12 protein-coding genes and 3 pseudogenes are annotated in these 20,511 nt (G+C 68.6%); 13 read left to right on the forward strand and 2 right to left on the reverse strand.

The genetic code is table 11. The features are described from left to right. A pseudogene (locus ACY5KJ_RS05950) lies at positions 1-224 on the forward strand (chaperonin GroEL); the annotation flags it as partial. A gap of 184 nt (positions 225-408) precedes the next feature. Here ACY5KJ_RS05950 and ACY5KJ_RS05955 read toward each other — a convergent pair. After that, positions 409-2,256 (reverse strand): sigma-54-dependent Fis family transcriptional regulator, encoded by a 1,848-nt coding sequence (locus ACY5KJ_RS05955; RefSeq protein ID WP_462187178.1) that lies wholly within the window; start codon positions 2,254-2,256, stop codon positions 409-411. Between the two features lie 182 nt (positions 2,257-2,438). Here ACY5KJ_RS05955 and ACY5KJ_RS05960 point away from each other — a divergent pair, with 182 nt between their 5' ends. From ACY5KJ_RS05960 to ACY5KJ_RS05995, 8 genes are all read left to right on the forward strand, one after another. Then, positions 2,439-4,352, forward strand: coding sequence for a hydantoinase/oxoprolinase family protein (locus ACY5KJ_RS05960; RefSeq protein ID WP_462187179.1), 1,914 nt, complete (start codon positions 2,439-2,441; stop codon positions 4,350-4,352). A gap of 51 nt (positions 4,353-4,403) precedes the next feature. Then, positions 4,404-4,832, forward strand: coding sequence for an acetone carboxylase subunit gamma (locus tag ACY5KJ_RS05965; RefSeq protein ID WP_462187180.1), 429 nt, complete (start codon positions 4,404-4,406; stop codon positions 4,830-4,832). A gap of 22 nt (positions 4,833-4,854) precedes the next feature. Beyond that, complete coding sequence (locus ACY5KJ_RS05970; RefSeq protein WP_462202951.1) at positions 4,855-6,981, forward strand: hydantoinase/oxoprolinase family protein; 2,127 nt, start codon at positions 4,855-4,857, stop codon at positions 6,979-6,981. A gap of 35 nt (positions 6,982-7,016) precedes the next feature. Next, positions 7,017-9,341, forward strand: a complete 2,325-nt coding sequence (locus tag ACY5KJ_RS05975; protein WP_462202952.1) for a hydantoinase B/oxoprolinase family protein — start codon at positions 7,017-7,019, stop codon at positions 9,339-9,341. Between the two features lie 68 nt (positions 9,342-9,409). Next, positions 9,410-10,222, forward strand: a complete 813-nt coding sequence (locus tag ACY5KJ_RS05980) for a hypothetical protein (RefSeq protein ID WP_462202953.1) — start codon at positions 9,410-9,412, stop codon at positions 10,220-10,222. A gap of 1 nt (position 10,223) precedes the next feature. Continuing rightward, complete coding sequence (locus ACY5KJ_RS05985; protein ID WP_462187186.1) at positions 10,224-11,015, forward strand: CoA transferase subunit A; 792 nt, start codon at positions 10,224-10,226, stop codon at positions 11,013-11,015. A gap of 1 nt (position 11,016) precedes the next feature. Then, entirely contained in the window at positions 11,017-11,703 is a 687-nt protein-coding gene (locus tag ACY5KJ_RS05990; protein WP_462187187.1) for a 3-oxoacid CoA-transferase subunit B, read from the forward strand. Between the two features lie 29 nt (positions 11,704-11,732). Next, a complete protein-coding gene (locus ACY5KJ_RS05995) occupies positions 11,733-12,905 on the forward strand; it encodes a thiolase domain-containing protein (RefSeq protein ID WP_462187188.1) in 1,173 nt (390 codons plus the stop codon). Positions 12,906-12,948: 43 nt separating this feature from the next. Here the strand turns inward: ACY5KJ_RS05995 and hpnR are convergent, their stop codons facing one another. Further along, positions 12,949-14,457, reverse strand: a complete 1,509-nt coding sequence (hpnR, locus tag ACY5KJ_RS06000) for a hopanoid C-3 methylase HpnR (protein WP_462202954.1) — start codon at positions 14,455-14,457, stop codon at positions 12,949-12,951. Between the two features lie 1,620 nt (positions 14,458-16,077). On the opposite strand from hpnR, the pseudogene pdhA reads away from it, so the two are divergent. From pdhA to pheA, 4 genes and pseudogenes are all read left to right on the forward strand, one after another. Continuing rightward, positions 16,078-17,244: pseudogene (gene pdhA / locus ACY5KJ_RS06005) on the forward strand (pyruvate dehydrogenase (acetyl-transferring) E1 component subunit alpha). Next, positions 17,241-18,252, forward strand: a pseudogene (locus tag ACY5KJ_RS06010) (alpha-ketoacid dehydrogenase subunit beta). The pseudogenes pdhA and ACY5KJ_RS06010 overlap by 4 nt, the downstream one beginning before the upstream one ends. A 4-nt stretch (positions 18,253-18,256) precedes the next feature. Then, the gene (locus ACY5KJ_RS06015; protein WP_462202955.1) at positions 18,257-19,549 is read left to right on the forward strand and encodes a dihydrolipoamide acetyltransferase family protein; all 1,293 of its coding nucleotides are present in this window, start codon (positions 18,257-18,259) and stop codon (positions 19,547-19,549) included. Positions 19,550-19,621: 72 nt separating this feature from the next. Further along, positions 19,622-20,511: prephenate dehydratase (gene pheA / locus ACY5KJ_RS06020; RefSeq protein WP_462187192.1), on the forward strand; the 890-nt coding region annotated here is incomplete at its 3' end.

Below are 20,511 nucleotides of genomic sequence, written 5' to 3' on the forward strand. Positions count from 1 at the left end.
TTAACTTCGAAGACCCAGAATACGGGGACATGGCCGGCTTCGGTGTCATCGACCCGGTGAAAGTCACCCGTTGCGCGCTGCAGAGCGCGGCGTCGATCGCCGCGCTCTTGCTGACAACGGAAACCCTGGTTGTCGAGGAGGTCATCGGCAACCCGGGCGCCGTGATTGCTCCCGGATTCGGGGATCTCGCGGAGGGCCTGGTCCGGCCTTCCAACATCGCCTGATCGCCATCGGCAGGAACGGTCTCGCGCCCGGTCAGCATCACCGTTTTCGGAGCGGATGACGCCGGTCCGGCGGGCCGCCTACCGCCGGACCGGCTTCGCGACTCTCCGCTTCGTACGGACCGCCGGCGCGGGGCGTGCCCTGGTTCAGACCGGGCCAAGGGCGATCCGCCCCACCTGGGACGCGTCAGGCGGTGATGCCGTAGGCCTTCAGCTTGCGGTAAAGGCCGGACCGCGACATCCCGAGCCTGGCGGCCGCCAGCATTCGGTTGCCCTCGGTCTCTTGGAGGGCGGCGACAATCGTGTCCCGCTCAGCTGCCTCCAGCGGGGTGAGCACGTGCCGCGAGGTGGTCTGGCAGTACGCCGGCAGGTCCTGGGCCTGGATCTCCCCGACCGGTCGCCGCCGCAGCGCGTGTTCGAGGGCCTCGCGCAGCTGGGAGACGTTGCGTGGCCAGGAGTAGCGCGCGATGATCCGTTCGGCGGCTGGACTGAGCCGCACCTTGCGGTTGGGGGCTATGCCGCGCAGGACCGACGAGGTGATGGTGGAGAGGTCATCGGTACGGCATCGCAGCGGCGGCACGGTGATTGCTACCTCGAAGTGGCCGAGGAGTGCGTGGAACGGCAGGTCGGAGTCCAGCGAGGAGTCCGACAGGGTCGCAACGAATGAGGTGGTGCCGTCGAGCCGGCTGATCGCAGTGAAGAACGCGTCGAGCTGTTCGACTCCTTCGGTGCTGGCCTGGTCGACATTGCGGACGATGTAGAGGGTCGGCTCTGGCTTGCCCGCGAGCAGAGAGTCGATGTCGGTCTCGGAGTTCTCGATGGTCAGCTGGGAGGCGTCCATCGACACGCTTCGGCTGCCCGGGTGCGAGGCGTGGAAGATCTCGGCGACCAGGGTGAACTTGCCGGTGCCGGTCTCACCGAGCACGATCGCCGGCTTCTCCGCCATGAGGGCTTCGCGCAGCTTGTCGCACGCGCGTACCCACGCCGGTGACCGGCCACCGGTAATGGTCTCGTGCGGCCGGTACAGGTCGCCGGCGATGCGGGAGGTCTGCGGGGTCGCGACCGCGATCTGTGGCAGCACCTGCTCGGTGAAGTCGCCCGGCGATCCGGCCTTCTCCGTGGCAACGAGGTCGGCGATCACCACCATGCCGGCCACCTCGGAGCCGGTCAGGATCCGGGTGCCCCGGATGTGGACCATGCGTCCCCCCGGCAGGACCAGGGTGTCGCTCACCCGGTCGCGGCGGCTCATGAGGAAGGTCGCGTGCTCGCGCAGGGTCAGCTGCTCGCTGGCGTCGAACAGGCGCTGGGCCGGGGCGTTGGCGATGAAGACCGAGTCACCGAAGGCGAAGACGGCCTGCCGGGACGCCCGGGCTTCGGCGCGCAGGTAGGTCTCGAAAACGGCCTGCTGGGACTGGCTGCGATCCAGCAACAGGTTGCGGCTGATGTCCTTGGCGGCACTCTTCACCAAGGTGTGCATCAGCGGGCTCCAGGTCTGGGTGAGCGTGGAGATGTCCAGCACTCCCTCTACCCGGCCGGTGAGAGGATCGATGACCGGGGCGCCGGTGCAGGCGAAGCATTGCAGGGGCTCGGTGAAGTGCTCCGGCCCGACGATGCTGACCGGCTGACCGGCCTCGATCACGGTGCCCACACCGTTGGTGCCCATCATCGACTCGGAGTAGTTGAACCCTGGCGCGAATTCGACCCTGTCGAGCAACCGCCCGACCGTCGATGACAAGTCGATGCGCTGAACCAGCCTGGCCTTGTGGTCGGTCAGGGCGATGACCAGCGGGAGGTCCGCGGTGTCGTTGCCGAGCTGAGTGAGCACCGGGCGTGCGCAGCGCACCAGCCGGGACCCGGTGTCGATGTCGTCGATGTAGTCGCTGTGCGGCCGTGCGCTGTCGACGCCGGCCGCCTGGCTGCGTTCCCATGATGCCGCGAGCACGTCGGGGACACCGACGGCACCCGCGCGGCCGCACTCCAGGAAGTCTGCCCGGGCTGCGGCCACCCGTAAGAGGCGGTTCGCGGTGTCCGGCATGTGCACCTCCTCGGGGGTCCTGGATGGCCCCGTGGAAGAACATCGTGGCTGAGAGCCACGCCACATCCAAGAGCAGTGAGTGTCCAATTTTGGGACACCGACACCCGGTGGGACACCAGCAGGGTTGTCCCAACAACGGGGCCTGCGCATGGAACCCAGGGAGTCACGAACCGAGGAGCGTCATGGACACCCTGATCAACATCGACAACGGTGGCACGCTTACCGACATCTGCGTCTGGGATGGCGACCAGTTCACCTACACCAAGACCCTCACTACTCCGCACGACCTGTCGGAGTGCCTCTTCGACGGGATCGAGAAGGCCTCGGCCGCCCTCTACGGCGAGGCCAACACGGAGAAGCTGCTGCACGCTACGCAACACATCCGCTACTCGACCACGCAGGGCACCAACGCCCTGGTCGAGCGGCGGGGCCCGATGATCGGCATCCTCAGCACGATGCCGGGCCTGTTCGAGCAGATGCGCAGCCGTGAAGCGGAGAAGGACCTCTTCGACGGCCTGATCGCCGACCGGGTGCTCACCATCGACATGGGCGCGACCGATGAGGAGATCGACTTCGAAGTCGTCCAGCGGATCAACCAGCTCACCACCCTGGGTGCCGCCCGGGTGGTGGTGGCTGGTGAGTCGCCGGAACAGGAGCGTCGCCTACGCAGCGTGTTGCTGCGCAAGTTCCCGCGGCACCTGCTCGGCTCGATCCCGCTCCTGTACTCGTGGTCCCTCGCCGGCGACCGGGACCACCCGCGCCGGGTGTGGTCGTGCGTGCTCAACTCGTTCCTGCACCCGACCATGGAGCGGTTCCTGTACGCGGCGGAGCGGCGGCTGAAGTCGTACAGGGTGCTCAACCCGCTGCTGGTATACCGCAACGACGGAGCCTCCTCGCGGGTGGCCAAGGCGGTGGCGCTGAAGACGTACTCCTCCGGGCCGCGCGGCGGCTTGGAGGGTACGGCGGCGCTGGCTCGCACGTACGGCCTCGAGCACACGCTGATGATGGACATCGGCGGCACCACCACCGACGTGGGGGTCGTCCGCGGCGGTGCGGCGGCGGCCGATGAGCGCGGCACCATCGAGGGCGTCTCGATCTCCTACCCGATGAGCAACGTGCACTCGACCGGTGTCGGCGGGTCCTCGGTGATCTCGGTGGTGGACGGGCAGATCACGGTCGGGCCACGCAGTGTGGGGGCGGCCCCCGGCCCGGCCTGCTTCGGCTTCGGTGGCAAGGAAGCCACGATCACCGACGTCAACCTGCTGCTCGGCATCCTCGACGCCAGCACCTACCTCGACGGCACCTTCCGGCTCGACGCCGACCGTTCGGCCGCGGTCATCACCGAGACCATCGCCGAGCCGCTGGGCATCAGCCTGGAGGAGTCGCTGATCCGGATGGAGCAGGCCTACTTCGAGGCGCTGGCACACTCCTTCGCGCACCTGATCCAGGAGAACTCGACCCTCGTCGCCTTCGGTGGCGCCGGCCCGATGAGTGCCGTCGGTGCCGCTCGTCCGGCAGGGGTGAAGAAGGTGCTGATCCCGCGGATGGCAGCGGTCTTCTCCGCGTTCGGCATTGCCTTCTCCGACATCGGCAAGACCTACGAGGTCGGCGTGCCGGAGCCGACCACGGCAAGCACCGCGGCGACGTACGACGAGATGCTCGCCCGGGCCAGGCGCGACATTTTCCAGGAGGGCTACGACCTCGACGACTGCCGCACCGAGGTATTGCTCACCATCGAGGAGACCGACGGGTCGCCGGTGGAGACCAGGCCGTACCAGTCCGGCGACGCCGTGGACTTCCCCGGGAAGCAGGTCTCCCTGCAACTGTCGGTGACGGCCGCGCTGCCGCACCCCGAGGTTGCTCCCGACACCGACGTGCCCGCGATCCGGGTGACGAGCAATGAGACCCGCCTGGTCCGTTCCGCGCCCGACCAGGTCGACAAGGTGCCGGTGTTCGTGCTCGCCGAGATGCCGCCCGGTGGGAGTGGCGAGGGCCCGGTGATCGTCGAGGGTCCGTTCTTCACCGCTCGCGTGCTGCCCGGCTGGCAGTTCCGGGTCACCGCCTCGGGGGACCTGCTGCTGACCGACACCCAGTGACCTCCTTGACCACCCCGAGCATCCCCTGACCGCCACGAGAGGAAAGTCATCATGCGGGTCCCCATGACCGAATACCTGGTCATCGATCTCGATACCGAGCGATGGGTCTGCCGGGTGTGCGGCCGCGACATCTGGTCTGCCCACGGGAACTACAAGCTCGGCTGCCTGGTCTACGACCGCGACCCACGGGAGATCCACCAGCCGATCATCGACCCCGACCGCTACGAGTTCACCTTTTCCCCGGACCCGGCGTACTGCCGGATCCTGGAGTTCTACTGCCCCGGCTGCGCCACCCAGATCGAGACCGAATACGTGCCGCCGGGACACCCGCCGACGGCCGATCTCGTCATCGACGTCGCCGCGCTGCGCGCCCAGTGGGAGGAACGCGGCGTCGACCCCGAGCAGGTCCACAACTACGGGCCCGGCGAGGACGCGCAGAAATACACCGCCATGCACAAGGCGACCGGCCACATCCGCTGATCTCGCAGGAAGAACCGAGACAATGAAACGTATCTCCGTCGACATCGGCGGCACCTTCACCGACTGCTTCTTCGTTTGGGACGAGACCTACGTCGAGGCGAAGGCGCTGACCACGCACCACAACCTGGCGCTGGGCTTCAACGAGGCGCTCGACCTGGCGTGCAGCCGGGCCGGACTGGACCGCGGCACCGTGCTCACCGAGGTCGACTCGGTCCGCTACGCCACCACCCTGGGCACCAACGCTCTCATCGAGCGCAAGGGACCCAAGGTGGGGGCGATCGTCACTCATGGCTTCGAGGACACCATCCCGCTCTCCCGCGGCCGGGGGTACGGCGAGGGCCTGGACTACTCGATGCAACAGAACCTCCCGGCAGCCGAACGGCCCGAGCCGCTGGTGCCGCGGTACCTGATCCGCTCGGTCAAGGAACGCGTCAACTCGGCCGGCAAGATCGTGGCGAGGCTCGATCCCGAGGACGTCCGCACGGTGGTCCGTGAGCTGGTGGATGCCGGCGCCGAGGCCCTGGTGGTTTCGCTGGTCAACGCCACCGAGAATCCCGAGCACGAGCTGGCGATCCAGGAGATCATTCTCGACGAGTTCCCGGCCCACGAGCTGGGTGCCATCCCGCTGCTGCTGGGCCACCAGGTCTCTGGTCGCAAGGGCGAATACGTGCGGGCGACCTCCACCATCGTGGACGGCTTCCTGCACGAGATCATGTTTCACGCGCTCAGCCAGCTCTCGAACAACCTGCGCGACTCCGGCTACGGCAAGCCGATGCTGGTCATCCACAACTCCGGTGGCATGGCGCAGATGAACTCCACCGACGCCCTGCAGACCATCCACTCCGGTCCGATCGCCGGCGTCGGCGCCGCGGAGCACCTGTCGAACGAGACGGGCCTGGGCCATGTGATCTCCACCGACATGGGCGGCACGTCCTTCGACATCGGCCTGGTGCCTGAGGGCGGCGTGAAGCACTATGACTTCCTGCCGACCATCGACCGCTGGCTGGTGTCGGTGCCGATGGTGCACCTCGACACGCTCGGTGCCGGCGGCGGCTCCATCGCGTCGTACGACCGGATCCACAACTCCATCAAGATCGGCCCGGAGTCGGCCGGCTCCAACCCCGGCCCGGCCTGCTACGACCGCGGCGGACTGCGCCCGACGGTGACCGACGCCGACCTGTTGCTCGGCTATCTGGACCCGGACAACTACGCCAACGGCTACATCAAGCTCAACCCGAATCGCTCCCGGTTCGCCGTCGAAGAGAACCTGTGCGACCAGCTCGACATGGACGTTCTCGACATCGCCCGCGCGATCAAGGATGGCGTCGACGAGCAGATGGCGATCGGCATCGGCAAGGAGCTGCGGGTGCGCGGCTACTTGCCGGAGGACTTCACGATGCTCGCCTACGGCGGCAACGGTCCGCTGCACGCCTGCGGTATTGCTCGCCATGCCGGCATCAAGCAGATCCTGGCCCCGCCGTTCTCGTCGGTGTTCTCCGCCTGCGGCGCCGGCAACATGAAGCAGCTGCACTTCCACGAGCGCGGCGTGCACATCACGATGTACAACGCCACCTCCCGGTCGCTGTACGACAAGTACGAGGAGTTCAACGCGATCGTCGAGGAACTCGAGGCCCGGGGCCGGGAGGACCTGGTGCGTCAGGGCTTCGCGGCCGAAGACGTGAAGTACCGCCTGGAACTGGACATGCGCTACGGCAACCAGTTGCTCACCCAGGCTGTCGCCCTCGACATCAACCGGATGAACGGTGTCGGCGACGTACTGCACATGATCCGCACCTTCGGTGATGTCTACAGTCACCGGTTCGGCGCCAGCAGCGCGGCACCCGAAGCCGGGATCCGGGTGGGGACCGTGCGGGTGGCCTCCTATGTCGACGGCGACGTCGTCAACTTCGACTCGCTGGAGGCCGGCGGCGAGCGCACGGTGCCGACCGAGGTGTCGCACCGCAAGGTCTACTTTATCGGCCAGGACGACTCGATCGAGACGCCGGTCTACGACCAGACCGCGCTGTCGCACGAGCGGGTGATCCCCGGTCCCGCGATCGTCACCACCGAGAACACCACCTACCTCGTCGAGCCGGGCTGGCGTCTGGAGCCGACGGTGCAGGGCGCCGTCTGGTTCCTGCAGGACTGATCGAGTACACCGTCGAGCGCACCAGGGAGAAGACGATGACTGTCACGGACGACAGCGCCACGCAGGAGCAGGCCACCGAGCAGAGCACCCTCACGCCCCAGGAGCGGGAGTGGGTCGACCAGTTCATGGACGAGACCACTCTCTTCCTCGGTCCCGACCCAGTGATCATGCGTGACCACTCCATCCAGGAACGGACGTCGCGGGAGGAGACGGCGATCGCCGCCGGTGTCGACCGGCTGGTGGTCGAGCGGATCCGCAAGCGGATTGCCGGTGCGCTCGACGAGGGCTACGAGATGTGCGAGGCACAGGGTGCCGCACCCGGGGCGAAGTGGGGTGACCTGACGGCCGCGATCTACACCGCGGCCGGGGACGTCTCCTACCTCTCCTGCCACGGGGTGATCGCGTTCTCCGCGATCCTGCACTACCCGATCCGGTACATTGTGAAGTGCTGGAAGGACGAGCCGACCGTCGGCATCCACGAGGGCGACGGATTCATCCACAACGACGCCCGGTTCGGCAACGTCCACAACACCGACCAGTCGATGATCATGCCGATCATACGTGGGGGCGAGATCATCGCGTGGGTGGCGGCGACCATCCACGAAGGCGAGAACGGCGCCTGCGAGCCGGGCGGCATGCCGTCAGGCTCGGAGACCCCGTTCGACGACGGCCTCCGGATGAGCCCGTTCAAGATTGTCGAGCGTGGTCATCTGCGCCGAGACCTGCTGACCTTCCTCCAGCACTCGGTGCGCGACCCCAAGCTGCAGCTGGCCGACCTGAAGGTGAAGATCACCGCGGTGCGCAAGATCATGGAGCGCATCGACAAGGTCATCGACGAGGTTGGCGTCGACACGTTCGTGGCGGCCCTGCGGGTCACCGTCGAGGACGTCGACGCCGAGGTCCGCCGCCGGATCTCCGAGCTTCCCGACGGCACGTACTCCTTCAACCAGTTCATGGATTCGACGCTGAAAGAGAACATCCTCATCAAGATCGCCTGCAAGATCCACGTCAAGGGCGACAAGATGACCGTCGACCTGCGTGGCACCGGACCGGAGATCATCAACCGGGCGATCAACTCTCCGCTGTGCTCGGTGAAGTCGATGATGATGCAGGCGATCCTGGCGTTCTGGTGGCCAGACCTGCCGCGCTGCACGGCGGCGATGAGCTGCATCGAGATCATTTCCGACGAGGGCACCTGGGCCGACGCGTCCTATGACGCCCCGATGGGGCAGTCGTTGCAGGCCTCGTTCCGAGGCTTCTCGATGATGCAGGCGCTCTACGGAAAGATGTCGTTCTCCACGCCGCACAAGTACTCGAACATCGTGGCTAACTGGTTCAACCAGATCAACACGTTCCTGTGGGGCGGTGTCACCAAGCACGGCGACATGGTCGGCAACCTGTGTGCCGACCTCAACGGCATGCCCGGGGGAGCCAAGCCCTTCCGGGACGGTGAGGACGCCGTCTCGCCGCTCTTCTGCGCCATGGCCGACACGGCCGAGCAGGAGGTCATGGAGGAGGAGGTGCCCTTCATGCAGCTGGTGGCCAAGCGCCTGGTCCGCGACAACATGGGCTTCGGCAAGTTCACCGGCGGCATGGGCTACGAGATGATCGTGGCCGCCGAGGGCACGCCGGAGTGGGGCTTCATGACGGTGACCTCCGGAGCGAAGTTCTCGTCCATCTACGGCATGTTCGGGGGCTACGGCTGCGGCACCTACCCGCTGGCGATGGTCAAGGGCACGAATGTCTACGAGCACATTCGCCGGGACAACAAGAAGTTCGACCTCTCGATTGAGAAGGTCATGAACGAGCGTCCGTTCCCGGATGGGAAGTACTCGACCTATCACATGGGTCTGCAGTACGACCGCGCCAAGGACGGAGAGCTCTACATGATCTCCCAGGGTGCCGGTGGTGGGTACGGTGACCCGCTGGAGCGTCTGCCTGAGTCGGTGGTGCGCGATGCCGAGCTCGGCCGGATCAGCCAGAAGGTCGCCGAGGAGATCTTCGGTGTCCGCTATGACCCGATCACCTTCCGGCTCGACGCCGAGGGCACCAGGCAGGCCCGCGAGCGGGTCCGCCAGACGCGCCTGACGCGCGGCAAGCCCTACGCGGAGTTCGTCAAGGATTTCGTCACCGAGGAGCCGCCGAAGGACCTCCTCTACTACGGCTCCTGGGGCGACGACACCAACGACCTCACCGCCACGGTGTTCACCATCGACGGTCCCCAGCGGGTCAAGGCGCCACTGAAGGAACTGCCGATCATCGTGATCCCGGACCGCCGGGAGCTGAAGATCGCGGCGCTGGAGGCGCGCGTGCGGGAGCTGGAGGACAGGCACGGCGAGGACGTCAAGCGTCTCGCCTGAGGTTCCGTCTCGCCTGAGGTTCCGTCTCGCCTGAGGTTCACAGAGCCCTGAGGTTCAAGGAGCACTGAATGTCTTCTCTCACTGCCCTGCTCGCTGCCGCGCCCGGCGGCCGGGCGCTGGTGATCGACCATGATGCCTACGCGACGGCAGTGCTACGGCAGGGCAGCGAGATCCCCTGGGGTGACCTCGCCGCCCTGACCGGGCACGTCGCCCAGGTCCATGCCCTGCTGGACCCGGATGCGGTGTTCATCAATGCCGAGGTGTTCTACGACGCGTATCTCGCGGCGACGCCTGACCTGGTGAGCGCCCTAGGGAAGCGTAGCCGCACGGGCTACGCGTTACGCACCCTGCTCGGTGACGAGCCCGCCGTCGAGCGGTTGGTTCTGACCATGCGCACGCTGGCGGACTCGACCCGGCGACGGGTCGTGCTGTCGGTGCCGTCGCCCGCGAGGTGGTTGCTGCGGGCACACGACCGGGCCGGTACGGGGCTGGACGAGGTGAGCGAGGACCACGTCGACAGCGCCTCCATGTACCTCGCCGAATGGCTGGGGCGCCTGGGGTCGCCGCCGCTGGGACTGCTGCTCCTTGATGCCCGGGCCCGCTCCGGGGACTCCGCCACGCTGGAGTCCCCGGAGCAGGCGGGTGGCTATACCTCGCTGACCAATGTGGCCGGGCACTTCGACTGGACGCTGGCGGTGCGATTCGACTCCTCGGTTGACGTGGCCGGCGATGTCACGCGGGCTGTCGTCCTTCCCGAGGCGTTCTGGCATGGCGAGGGGGAGGCACCTCGTGACGGAGCCCAGCTTGTGCTGACCACCATCCCGGCCAATGCGCCGCCCGAGACGGTTCTGCTGCGCCGGGCCCTGCTGAAGGAGGGGTGAGATGGACAAGGTTGTGGCGTCGGCGCAGGAGGCGGTCGCCGACATCCCGGTCGGGGCCAGCGTGGCGAGTGGTGGCTTCGGGGTCTGCGGTATCCCGTCGGTGCTCCTTGCCGCGCTCGCCGAACAGGGGGCCTCGGACCTGACCGTCATTTCCAACAACTGCGGGATCCCGGGTGTGGGTAACTCGCTGCTGCTGGAGGGCGGGCGGATCCGCCTTCTGGTGGCGTCGTACGTGGGGGAGAACAAGGAACTGGAACGGCAGTACCTCTCCGGGAAGGTCGAGATCGAGTTCAACCCGCAGGGGACGCTGGCGGAGCGGTTGCGCGCCGGTGGAGCCGGGATCGCCGCGTTCTACACCCGCACCGGCGTCGGCACGCAGGTCGCCGACGGCGGGCTGCCGATCAGGTACGACGCCTCGGGTGAGGTGGCGCTGGCCTCGCAGCCCAAGCTGACCGAGGTCTTCGAGGTCGACGGGGTGCCGCAGGTCTTCGTGCGGGAGACGGCGCTGCGGCCGGACTTCGTCCTGGTGCGGGCCCGGCGTGGTGACCGGCACGGCAACCTGGTTTTCCGCAAGGCCGCCCGCAACTTCAACCCGCTCTGCGCCATGGCCGGGAGGGTGACGATCGCGGAAGTGGAGGAACTCGTCGAGCCGGGTGCGCTGGAGCCCGACGAGATCCACCTGCCCGGAGTCTTCGTGCAGCGGGTGGTGGCGTTGACGCCCGACCAGGCCGCGGACAAGGGGATCGAGCGGCTCACCCTGCGTGCCGTCACGATTGCTGCAGGAGGTGCCTGACATGCCTTGGTCCCGGGACGACATGGCCGCCCGTGCGGCGGCGGAACTCAACGACGGGGACTACGTCAACCTCGGCATCGGTCTGCCGACGCTGGTTCCCAACCACGTGCCCGACGGCGTGGAGATCGTGTTGCAGAGTGAGAACGGCATCCTCGGCCTGGGCCCCTACCCGGTCGCCGGCGAGGAGGACCCGGATCTCATCAACGCCGGCAAGGAGACGGTGACGACCGCGACGGGAGCAAGCTTCTTCGACTCCGCCACCAGTTTCGGGATGATCCGTGGGGGGAAGATCGATGCGGCGATCCTCGGCGCCATGCAGGTCAGCGAGCGCGGGGACCTGTCGAACTGGGTGGTGCCCGGCAAGCTGGTCAAGGGCATGGGGGGCGCGATGGACCTGGTCCACGGCGCCCGCCGCGTGATCGTTCTGATGGAGCACTGCGCCAAGGACGGATCGCCGAAGATCCTGCCCGAGAACACGCTCCCGCTGACCGGCACGGGTGTCGTGCAGCGCATCATCACCGACCTCGCCGTCATCGACGTGACCTTCGATGGTCTGGTGCTGGTGGAGACGGCGCCGGGCGTCACAGCCGACGACGTGCAGAAGGTGACACCGGTACGGCTGGCTCGGGTGGGCACGAAGCCTGGTGCCGGCGTGGCGGGCGGACCTGCCGGGGTGTCTCAGCAGTGAAGGGTGTCTGAGCGTTGAAGGGACCGGATGTGGACCACGATGATGTGGAGATCGTGGGCTGGGGTCATACCCCGTTTGGCCGTCTGCCCGAGGAGACTCTGGAGCCGCTGATCGTCGCCGCCGCGCGGGAGGCGATCGCGTCGGCGGGCCTGCGCCCGCGGGAGATCGACGAAATTGTTCTCGGTACCTACAACGCGGGGTTGCAGCCGTTGGCGTTTCCTTCCTCGCTGGTCCTGGAGGCCGATGACGATCTGCTGTTCACCCCGGCGACCCGGGTGGAGAACGCGTGTGCGAGCGGGTCGGCCGCGCTGCTGTGCGGGGTGCGGGCGATCCAGTCCGGGCAGGCGCGCCGGGTGCTGGTGGTCGGGGCGGAGAAGATGACCCACGCGCCGGCCGAGGCTGTCGGCGGGGCTTTGCTGGGTGCCGACTACGAGCATGCCGGCGGGTTGTCCGGTGCCGGGTTCGCGCGGTTGTTTGCCGATGTCACCGAGGCCTACTTCACCAAGTACGGTGATCACAGTGACGCGCTGGCACGGATCGCGGCGAAGAACCACCGTAACGGGGTGGTGAACCCGTACGCCCATCTGCGTTCCGATCTCGGCTTCGAGTTCTGTAGCACGGTCGGTCCGCGTAATCCGATGGTCGCGGGCCCGCTGCGGCGCACGGACTGCTGCCCGGTCTCGGATGGTGCCGCCGCGGTGGTGCTGGCCGCGCCGGGTAGTGCGCCGCGTACCCCGGCGGTGCGGATCCGTGCCCTGGCGCAGGCCAGCGATTTCCTGCCGGCCGCGCGGCGTCATCCGCTGGCGTTCGCCGCCGCGCACTGGGCCTGGCAGGCGGCGTTGGGGCAGGCCCGGGCGCGGCTGTCCGACCTGCACCTGCTGGAACTCCACGACTGTTTCACCATCGCGGAGCTGCTGGAGTACGAGGTCGTCGGGTTGTGCTCGCCCGGCGGCGGGGGTCAGGTCATCCTCGGTGGGGTCGTGGACCGGGACGGCACGCTGCCGGTCAACCCCTCCGGGGGGTTGAAGGCCAAGGGCCATCCGGTTGGTGCCACCGGGGTGTCCCAGCATGTGATGGCGGTGCTGCAGCTCACCGGCAACGCCGGGGCGATGCAGATCCCCGGGGCCACCGTCGCCGGGGTGTTCAACATGGGTGGCCTGGCGGTCGCCAACTATGCGAGTGTCCTGAAACGGGTGCGATGAGCGCCCGCACCGGCCGGGACCCGTACCGGTTTCGTTCGGGTCGTCATGGATCAGTCCTCTCCCGTTCCCGGCTCGCCACCGGGTGGCGTGCGGCGGGCTGATGGACGTACAGCTCGCGCCGCCGCGGGGTCATGGCCGCGGGGACGGGCTCCGGCAGCCGGTAGCGGGCGGGATGCTGGTGCTCGGCGTACAGCCGGTCGGCATTGTAGACCCGGGGGAACTTCCAGAGCATCCGTGGGAAGTTCGTCTGGCCGTGCGCCAGGTTCGCGGTGACGATCCGGGCGGTCGCGGCAAGCGTCTTCGCGCCGAGGTGTTTGCGGTTGAGGACCGCCTGGGTGGAGACGAGCTCGCGGTAGAAGCGGTCGAGGGGAAGCCGGGTGGGGACGACGGCGTGCTGGATGTCGAACAGCCGGTAGTCCAGGGTGGTGAGCCGCCGGGACTGGGTGTGCCAGATCTCCGTACCCGGGTAGGGGGTGCACACCGTGAGATGCACGATTTCCGGCACCGACAACGCCCATTCGCGGACGAGACGGAACTGCTTCTCGTCCCAGTCCGGGTCGGCGATGAGGTTCACCGCGACCGTGATGCCGATCTTTCGGGCGACTTCGAGGGCGCGGATGTTCTCGTCCGGGGAGATCCGCTTGTGGTAGAGGTCCAAGCCGTCCGCGTCGAGGGCCTCCATGCCCAGAAACATGTATTCGAGGCCGAGGCGGCGCCATCGCTCGAACACCTCGGGATGGCGCAGCAGGACGTCGCTACGGGTTTCCAGATAGTACCGTTTGCGAATCCCTCGGCGTTCGACCTGATCGGCGATGGCCATGCCGTGTTCGGGCCTGATGAAGGCGACGTCATCGACGATGAAGACGTTCGGTTCCCGGATGGCGGACAGTTCCTCGCCGGCCGCGTCCGGGGAGAGGCGGCGGTAGCTGCGGCCGTAGAAGGTCCAGGCGCTGCAGAAGGAGCAGTCCCATGGGCAGCCGCGGGTGAACTCGACCGATGCGCACGGGTCCAGCTCCCCGATGAAGTAGCGGCGGCGGTGGGCCAGCAGATGGCGGGCCGGCAGCGGCTCGTCGAGGCTGGGTAGCAGGGCCGGGATCGGGCCCGCCCCGTCGGCGGTGACCGCGCCCGGGACGTCGGCGAGACGGGCGCGGTCGGCCTCGAGGATGCGCGGGGCGACCACTTCGCCCTCGCCGCGCGCGACCACATCGAGTGCGCCGTCGCCCTGCTTCAGCAGGTGCTCGGCGATGAAGGAGACGCTGTGGCCGCCGGCCACGACCAGGCAGCCGGGCAGCTCCCGCTTCGCCCGGTGCGCGAGCTCGATGACCTCGGGGACGTTCGCGAGGTAGTTCACCCCGAACATCACCGCGTCGGGACGACACTCTCGCAGGCGGCGCGCGTAGGTGGCCGGTTTCTCCACCTGAAGATCGATCATGCTCACCTCGTGGCCCGCGGCGAGCAGCGCGGCCGCCACCCGTTCCAGCCCCAGCGGTTCGAGCCGTAGAAAGATCTTCGAGTACATCAGCGCGCTGGGATGAACCAGTAGGACACGCATGATGCTCCTCTCGACTGTTCGGGGACGGCCCTGGGTATTCGAGACGGGCCTGGGCGGACCGGACTGACGCGGACTGCTGCGGTCCCGTCCCGAACGTGCGTGCCGGGGACCCTGCGTGCCGGGTACTGCCCGTGGATCGCTCCCTGCCCGGGGCGCCGACTCCGCGTCGCCTGTCATCTTCCTGTTCCTGTCCCGGAGCGCCGGCCTGACTCGGGAACGAACCTTACATTCGGCTGACAATGACGTCGGTGCGTCGGGCACCGGTCCTTCAACGGCCCGAGAGCCCGGCCGGGACCGGCCGGGCTCGGCTACCGCCACGTTCCGCGACTGATCGTGGCGGATCGGCTGCTTGCGGCGGGGAGCGGGCGGTTGCGGGGGAGGGGCTCGATCAGCTGGTGGTCTTGGACCAGGTGCCGTCGCAGGCGAACCAGGTCGAGGAGGCACTCGTGGCGGGGCGGGACGCCGCGCAGATCAAGCTGCCGCTGAGCTGTGGGCGAAGACGAACTCGAGCCTCCCGTCCCCCCGGGCCTGGCGGGGCCCATAATGGGCATTCCCGGAACGCAAGCATCAGTCAACAGGCGACCACCGTTCGAACGGCGTGTCGAGGGGATCAACTCGCCTGGCTCAACCAATAAAAACTTGGCCTGAGCTCGGAGAGCAACGTAACAGCCGTCGAAGGCACTTTCGGCGGGCTCCCACGAGATGCTGGTCACAGCGGAGAACCGATGTCCAGGGAAATTCAACCGACAAACATGGCATCGGAACAGCCGGGTACTGCTGCGGCGAGCGGTGCTGGCCGGCTCGTTCGGTGAGCGTCGCGCTGCGCACGTCACGCCCGCCGGGGCCCGACTCGGCGAGGATCGGGCCCGCACGGCCCTGACCAGGCAGATTCACTCCCGTCGCCGGGTGAGATGATAATCACCTCAAGCCCCCGGGGTCGGTTTTCCAGGGTTACGTCAGACTCGCTACCCCCGCCTCTTCGGCGAGTCGACCTACGAAAGTATTTCTACCTGATGCGCGGCGCGCTCCATGCATTAATGCCGGGTCGGGGCCCGCGCGATGACTATCAAGGTGATTATGGACACGATCCAGCTGCCGACGGGGGGTGGAAAATCAGAGAACCAGAGCCAAGAAGTTGAGCGGAGGAGGATCGTGGCCACGGACGGCGCCCGAACCGGGCAAGCCGGCGAACCGGGACAGCTCAAGCGAGGCCACGGCTCCCCGCACCTCGCTTCCTGATCGTCGGGCCTGGCCTGGGCGGCTCACCTGGACGGTGAGAAGCCCCCCTCGTCCTGGCCAGGCTGTTGCTCAGGTCCCGCACCTCGACTCGGAGCCCGGAGCTCGATGTCCGGAGCCCGGAGCCCGGAGCCCGAAGTCCGGAGCCCGAGACCGCGAGTCAGCACGCATCGAGGATCGCGCTGGCCAAGCGGACCTTACTGGTGATCGTGCACCGGCGCTCCACTTCCGCGAGACCGACCAGGTTCGCTGCTGGACGAGTCCTCCCCAGTTCGCCCGCCAGCCCACGGACGGTTCCGACCTGCATCAGCAGCCGGTCAACGGCGGCGTAGATCTGACCGGCGTCCCCGAGCCCTTTCCGCCACCAACTGCCGAAGGTGGACCATGACAATCCTCGACGACAGCACCGCGCCCGGCCTCGTCGGGCCGCCGAGCTCCCACGGTCCGCGTCGTGACCCGGCTCCGCTCCTGCCCGACCCCGAGCCGGTCCGGGTCCTCGGCACGGAGGCTGCGGGGAAGGTCGACACCGATCTGCTGCGCGTCCTGTACCACCGCCTGGTGCTGGGACGGCGCTTCAACCAGCAGGCCACGACCCTGGCCAGGCAGGGCCGCCTCGCCGTGTACCCGGCGTCCACCGGCCAGGAAGCATGCCAGATCGCCGCGGCCATGGTGCTGCGGGAGTCGGACTGGCTGTTCCCCAGCTACCGCGACACGCTGGCGGTGGTATCGAGGGGTGTGCGCCCGGTGGACGCGCTGACGCTGATGCGCGGGAACGCGCACAGCGGCTACGACCCGCGGGAGCACCGGATCGCGCCGCTGTCGACTCCGCTGGCCACCCAGGCCTGCCATGCGGTGGGCCTGGCCCACGCCGCCCGCCTGCGCGCGGCCTCGGATCGGTGGGCGGCGGAGGACGTCGTGGCGCTTGCCCTGATCGGCGACGGCGGTACCAGCGAGGGCGACTTCCACGAGGCGCTGAACTTCGCCGGGGTGCTGAACGCGCCAGTGGTGTTCCTGGTACAGAACAACGGCTATGCGATTTCGGTGCCGCTGGCCCAGCAGTCCGCGGCACCGACGCTGGCACACAAGGCGGTGGGCCATGGGATCACTGGTCGCCTGGTGGACGGCAACGATGCGCCTGCGGTGCACGGTGTGCTGCGCGCGGCGGTCGAGCACGCGCGGTCGGGTCGCGGCCCGGTGCTGGTCGAGGCGGTCACCTAGCGGCTGGAGGCGCACACCAACGCCGACGACGCGACCCGCTACCGCACCTCGGAGGAGGTCGCTGCCTGGCAGGCCCGCGATCCGCTGATGCTGCTGGAGCGGCAGCTGCGCAAGGCCGGTCTCCTCGACGACGCCGGCGTCGCCGCAGTCGCGCAGGCCGCCGAGGAACTCGCCGCCGAGATGCGCGCCCAGTTCGATCGTGCGCCTGATCTCGATCCGGGCTCGCTGTTCACGCACGTCTATGCCCAGCCGACCAGCCAGCTTCGTGAGCAGGCCGCCGAGCTGATGGCCTGGCAGGCCGCGGACGCAGCCAAGAGCGACGACGCACGATGAGTGCCGCGACCATGGTGCAGGCCCTCAACGACTCGCTGCGCGACTCGCTGCGCGAGGACGCGCGCGTCCACATCCTCGGCGAGGACGTCGGCACCCTCGGCGGCGTCTTCCGAGTCACCGACGGCCTGGCCGCCGAATTCGGCGCGCAACGCTGCCTGGACACCCCCCTGGCCGAGGCAGGCATCCTCGGCACCGCCGTGGGCATGGCCATGTACGGCCTGCGGCCCGTCGTGGAGCTGCAGTTCGACGCCTTCGCCTACCCCGCGTTCGAGCAGCTCGCGTCGCATGTGGCCAAGATGCGCAACCGCACGGCCGGGAAGACCACGCTGCCGATCACCATCCGCATCCCGTACGGCGGCGGCGTCGGCGGCGTCGAGCACCACAGCGACTCCAGCGAGGCCTACTACGCGTACACCCCCGGCCTGCACGTCGTCACCCCCGCCACCGTCGCCGACGGCTACGGGCTGCTCCGCTCGGCGATTGCCTCGGACGACCCGGTGGTCTTCCTGGAGCCAAAGCGGCTCTACTGGTCTACGGACGACCGGCCCACGGACGACCGGTCTACGGACGGCTTCTCTCCGGCCGAGGTGCCGCCGATCGGCCGGGCAGTGGTCCGCCGGACCGGTACCTCGGCGACCCTCCTGACCTACGGCCCCTCGCTCCCCGTGTGCCTCCAGACGGCCGCGGCCGCGCGATCGGAGGGCTGGGACCTGGCGGTGGTCGACCTGCGCTCGCTGGTTCCCTTCGACGATGAGACGGTCTGCAAGGCGGTCCGCGCCACCGGGCGCGCCGTTGTGGTCCACGAGGCCGCGGGTTTCGGCGGCGTCGGTGCGGAGATCGCCGCCCGCGTCAGCGAGCGGTGCTTCCACCACCTCGCCGCCCCCGTCCTGCGGGTCACCGGCTTCGACATCCCTTACCCGCCCCCCATGCTCGAACATCACTACCTTCCCACTTCCCAGCGTCGACCGCATCCTCGACGCTGTCGCCCGACTCCAGTGGGAGCAGTAACACCGTGGCCGCGGTACGCGAATTCCCCCTCCCCGACCTCGGCGAGGGCCTGACCTCCGCCGAGGTCGTCCGCTGGCTTGTCGGCGTCGGGGACGTCATCACCGTCGATCAACCCGTAGCCGAGGTCGAGACCGCCAAAGCCGTCGTCGAGGTGCCCTGCCCCTATGCCGGCGTCGTCACCTCCCTCGCGGGCCTGGCCGGTACCAGTGTCCCGGTCGGCACACCACTGATCACCGTGGCCGTCAGCGAGCCGGCAGCAGGGCGAACGGGCTCCGGGAACATCCTCGTCGGCTACGGCACCAGCACGGAACCCCCCCGAGCCCGCCGCCGACGGCGCGTCGGCGCACCCGGGCCGGCACCCGGACCGGCGACGCCACTCGGGCCTTCCGCCCAGACCGTGGTCCAGCCCGTGGTCAAGGTCGTCTCGCCCCTCGTTCGCCGCTTCGCCCGCGAGAACGCCGTCGATCTCCGAAAACTCGTCGGCACCGGCCCGGAGGGGCTGATTCTGCGCAGGGACGTGGAGACCGCCGTCGCCCTACGTTCCGCTCCGGCGCGCCCGGCGGAGACCGACTCGACCGTCGTCCCGCTGGACCCGCTGGCGCGGCGCGCGGCGGAGACGTTCGTGCGCAGCAGGCGCGAGGTGCCGGATGCCACCTGCTGGGTCGACACGGATGCCACCGCACTGCTCGCCGCCAAGGACACCCTCAACGACACTCCCAACGACACCCTCAACACGGGGGGCACCGAGCCCAGAATCGGTCTCCTGGCGATTCTGGCCCGCATCTGCGTCGCCGCACTGGTCCGCTTTCCCGCGCTCAACTCCGCCGTCGTCACCGACGCGGACGGCCGCGCGACCGGCGTGCGCCACCACGCCGCCGTCCACCTGGGATTCGCCGCGCAGACCCCGCGCGGCCTGGTCGTGCCCGTGGTGCACCACGCTCAGGGCCTGACCACCGCTCGACTGGCCGCCGAGATCGCCCGGTTGACCGCCGCCGCCCGCGCGGGCACGCTCACTCCCGCCGAGCTGACCGGCGGCACGTTCACGCTCAACAACTACGGCGTCTTCGGTGTCGACGGCTCCACGCCCATCATCCACCACCCCGAGGCCGCGATGATCGGCATCGGCCGGATCGTCCCCAGGCCCTGGGCGGTGGACGGCGAACTGGCGGTCCGCAGGGTCGTGCAGCTCTCGTTCACCTTTGACCACCGGGTCTGCGACGGCGCCACCGCCGGGTCCTTCCTGCGCTTTGTCGCCGACGCGGTCGAAGACCCCATGGTGCTGCTGCGCCACCTCTGACCACCGCACCTCTGACCACCGCCTTACCAGCAGGCGATGACCGCTGCCCGCCCCGGTCCTAGGAGGTCTGTCTTGCCTGCTTACTCCCCCCGCTACACCTATCTCGGCCCTGAGGGGACCTTCACCGAGGCCGCGCTGCGGACGCTGCCGGCTACGGAGACGCATGAGCTGTTCCCCTCTCTCTCCGTGGCGGAGGCGTTGGACGCGGTCCGCAACGGGGACGCGTCCGGCGCGCTGGTACCGATCGAGAACTCCGTCGAGGGGGCAGTGACCGCCACGCTGGACGAGCTCGCGACCGGCAAGCCGCTGATGATCTGCCGCGAGGTGCTGCTACCGATCAGCTTCGCGCTGCTCGTGCGGCCGGGCACCACGCTGGAGGACGTCAAGACCGTCACCGGCCACCCGGTCGCACGGGCCCAGGTACGCCGCTGGCTCGCGGCTCACCTGCCGTACGCGGAGTGGGAATCGGCCGCGTCCAACGCCGAGGGGGCCCGGCTGGTGCGGGAGGGGCGTTTCGACTGCGCCTTCGCCGGGGAGTTCACCGCGCGGCGCTACCGGCTGGAGGCCCTCGTGACCGACATCCACGACGTCCCCGACACCACCACCCGTTTCGTCCTGCTCGGCCGTCCAGGCCGCGCCACCGCGCCGACCAGCGCGGACAAGACGTCCATCGTGGTGTGGCCGGCCGCGGACGAGCCGGGCGCGCTGCTGGAACTCTTGCAGGAATGGGCCGTTCGCGGGGCCAACCTGATGCGGATCGAGTCTCGGCCGACCGGCGAGGACCTGGGCCGGTACTGCTTCTCGATCGACGCGGAAGGACACGTCAGCGGCCGCCGGGTGAGCGAGGCTCTGATGGGGCTGCACCGGATCTGCCGGAAGATCCGCTTCTTGGGGTCCTACCCCCGCGCCGACGAGGTCGCCCCGTTCGTACCCCCGAGCATGACGGACCACGAGTTCGTCAG

The organism is Frankia sp. CcWB3, assembly GCF_977927595.1.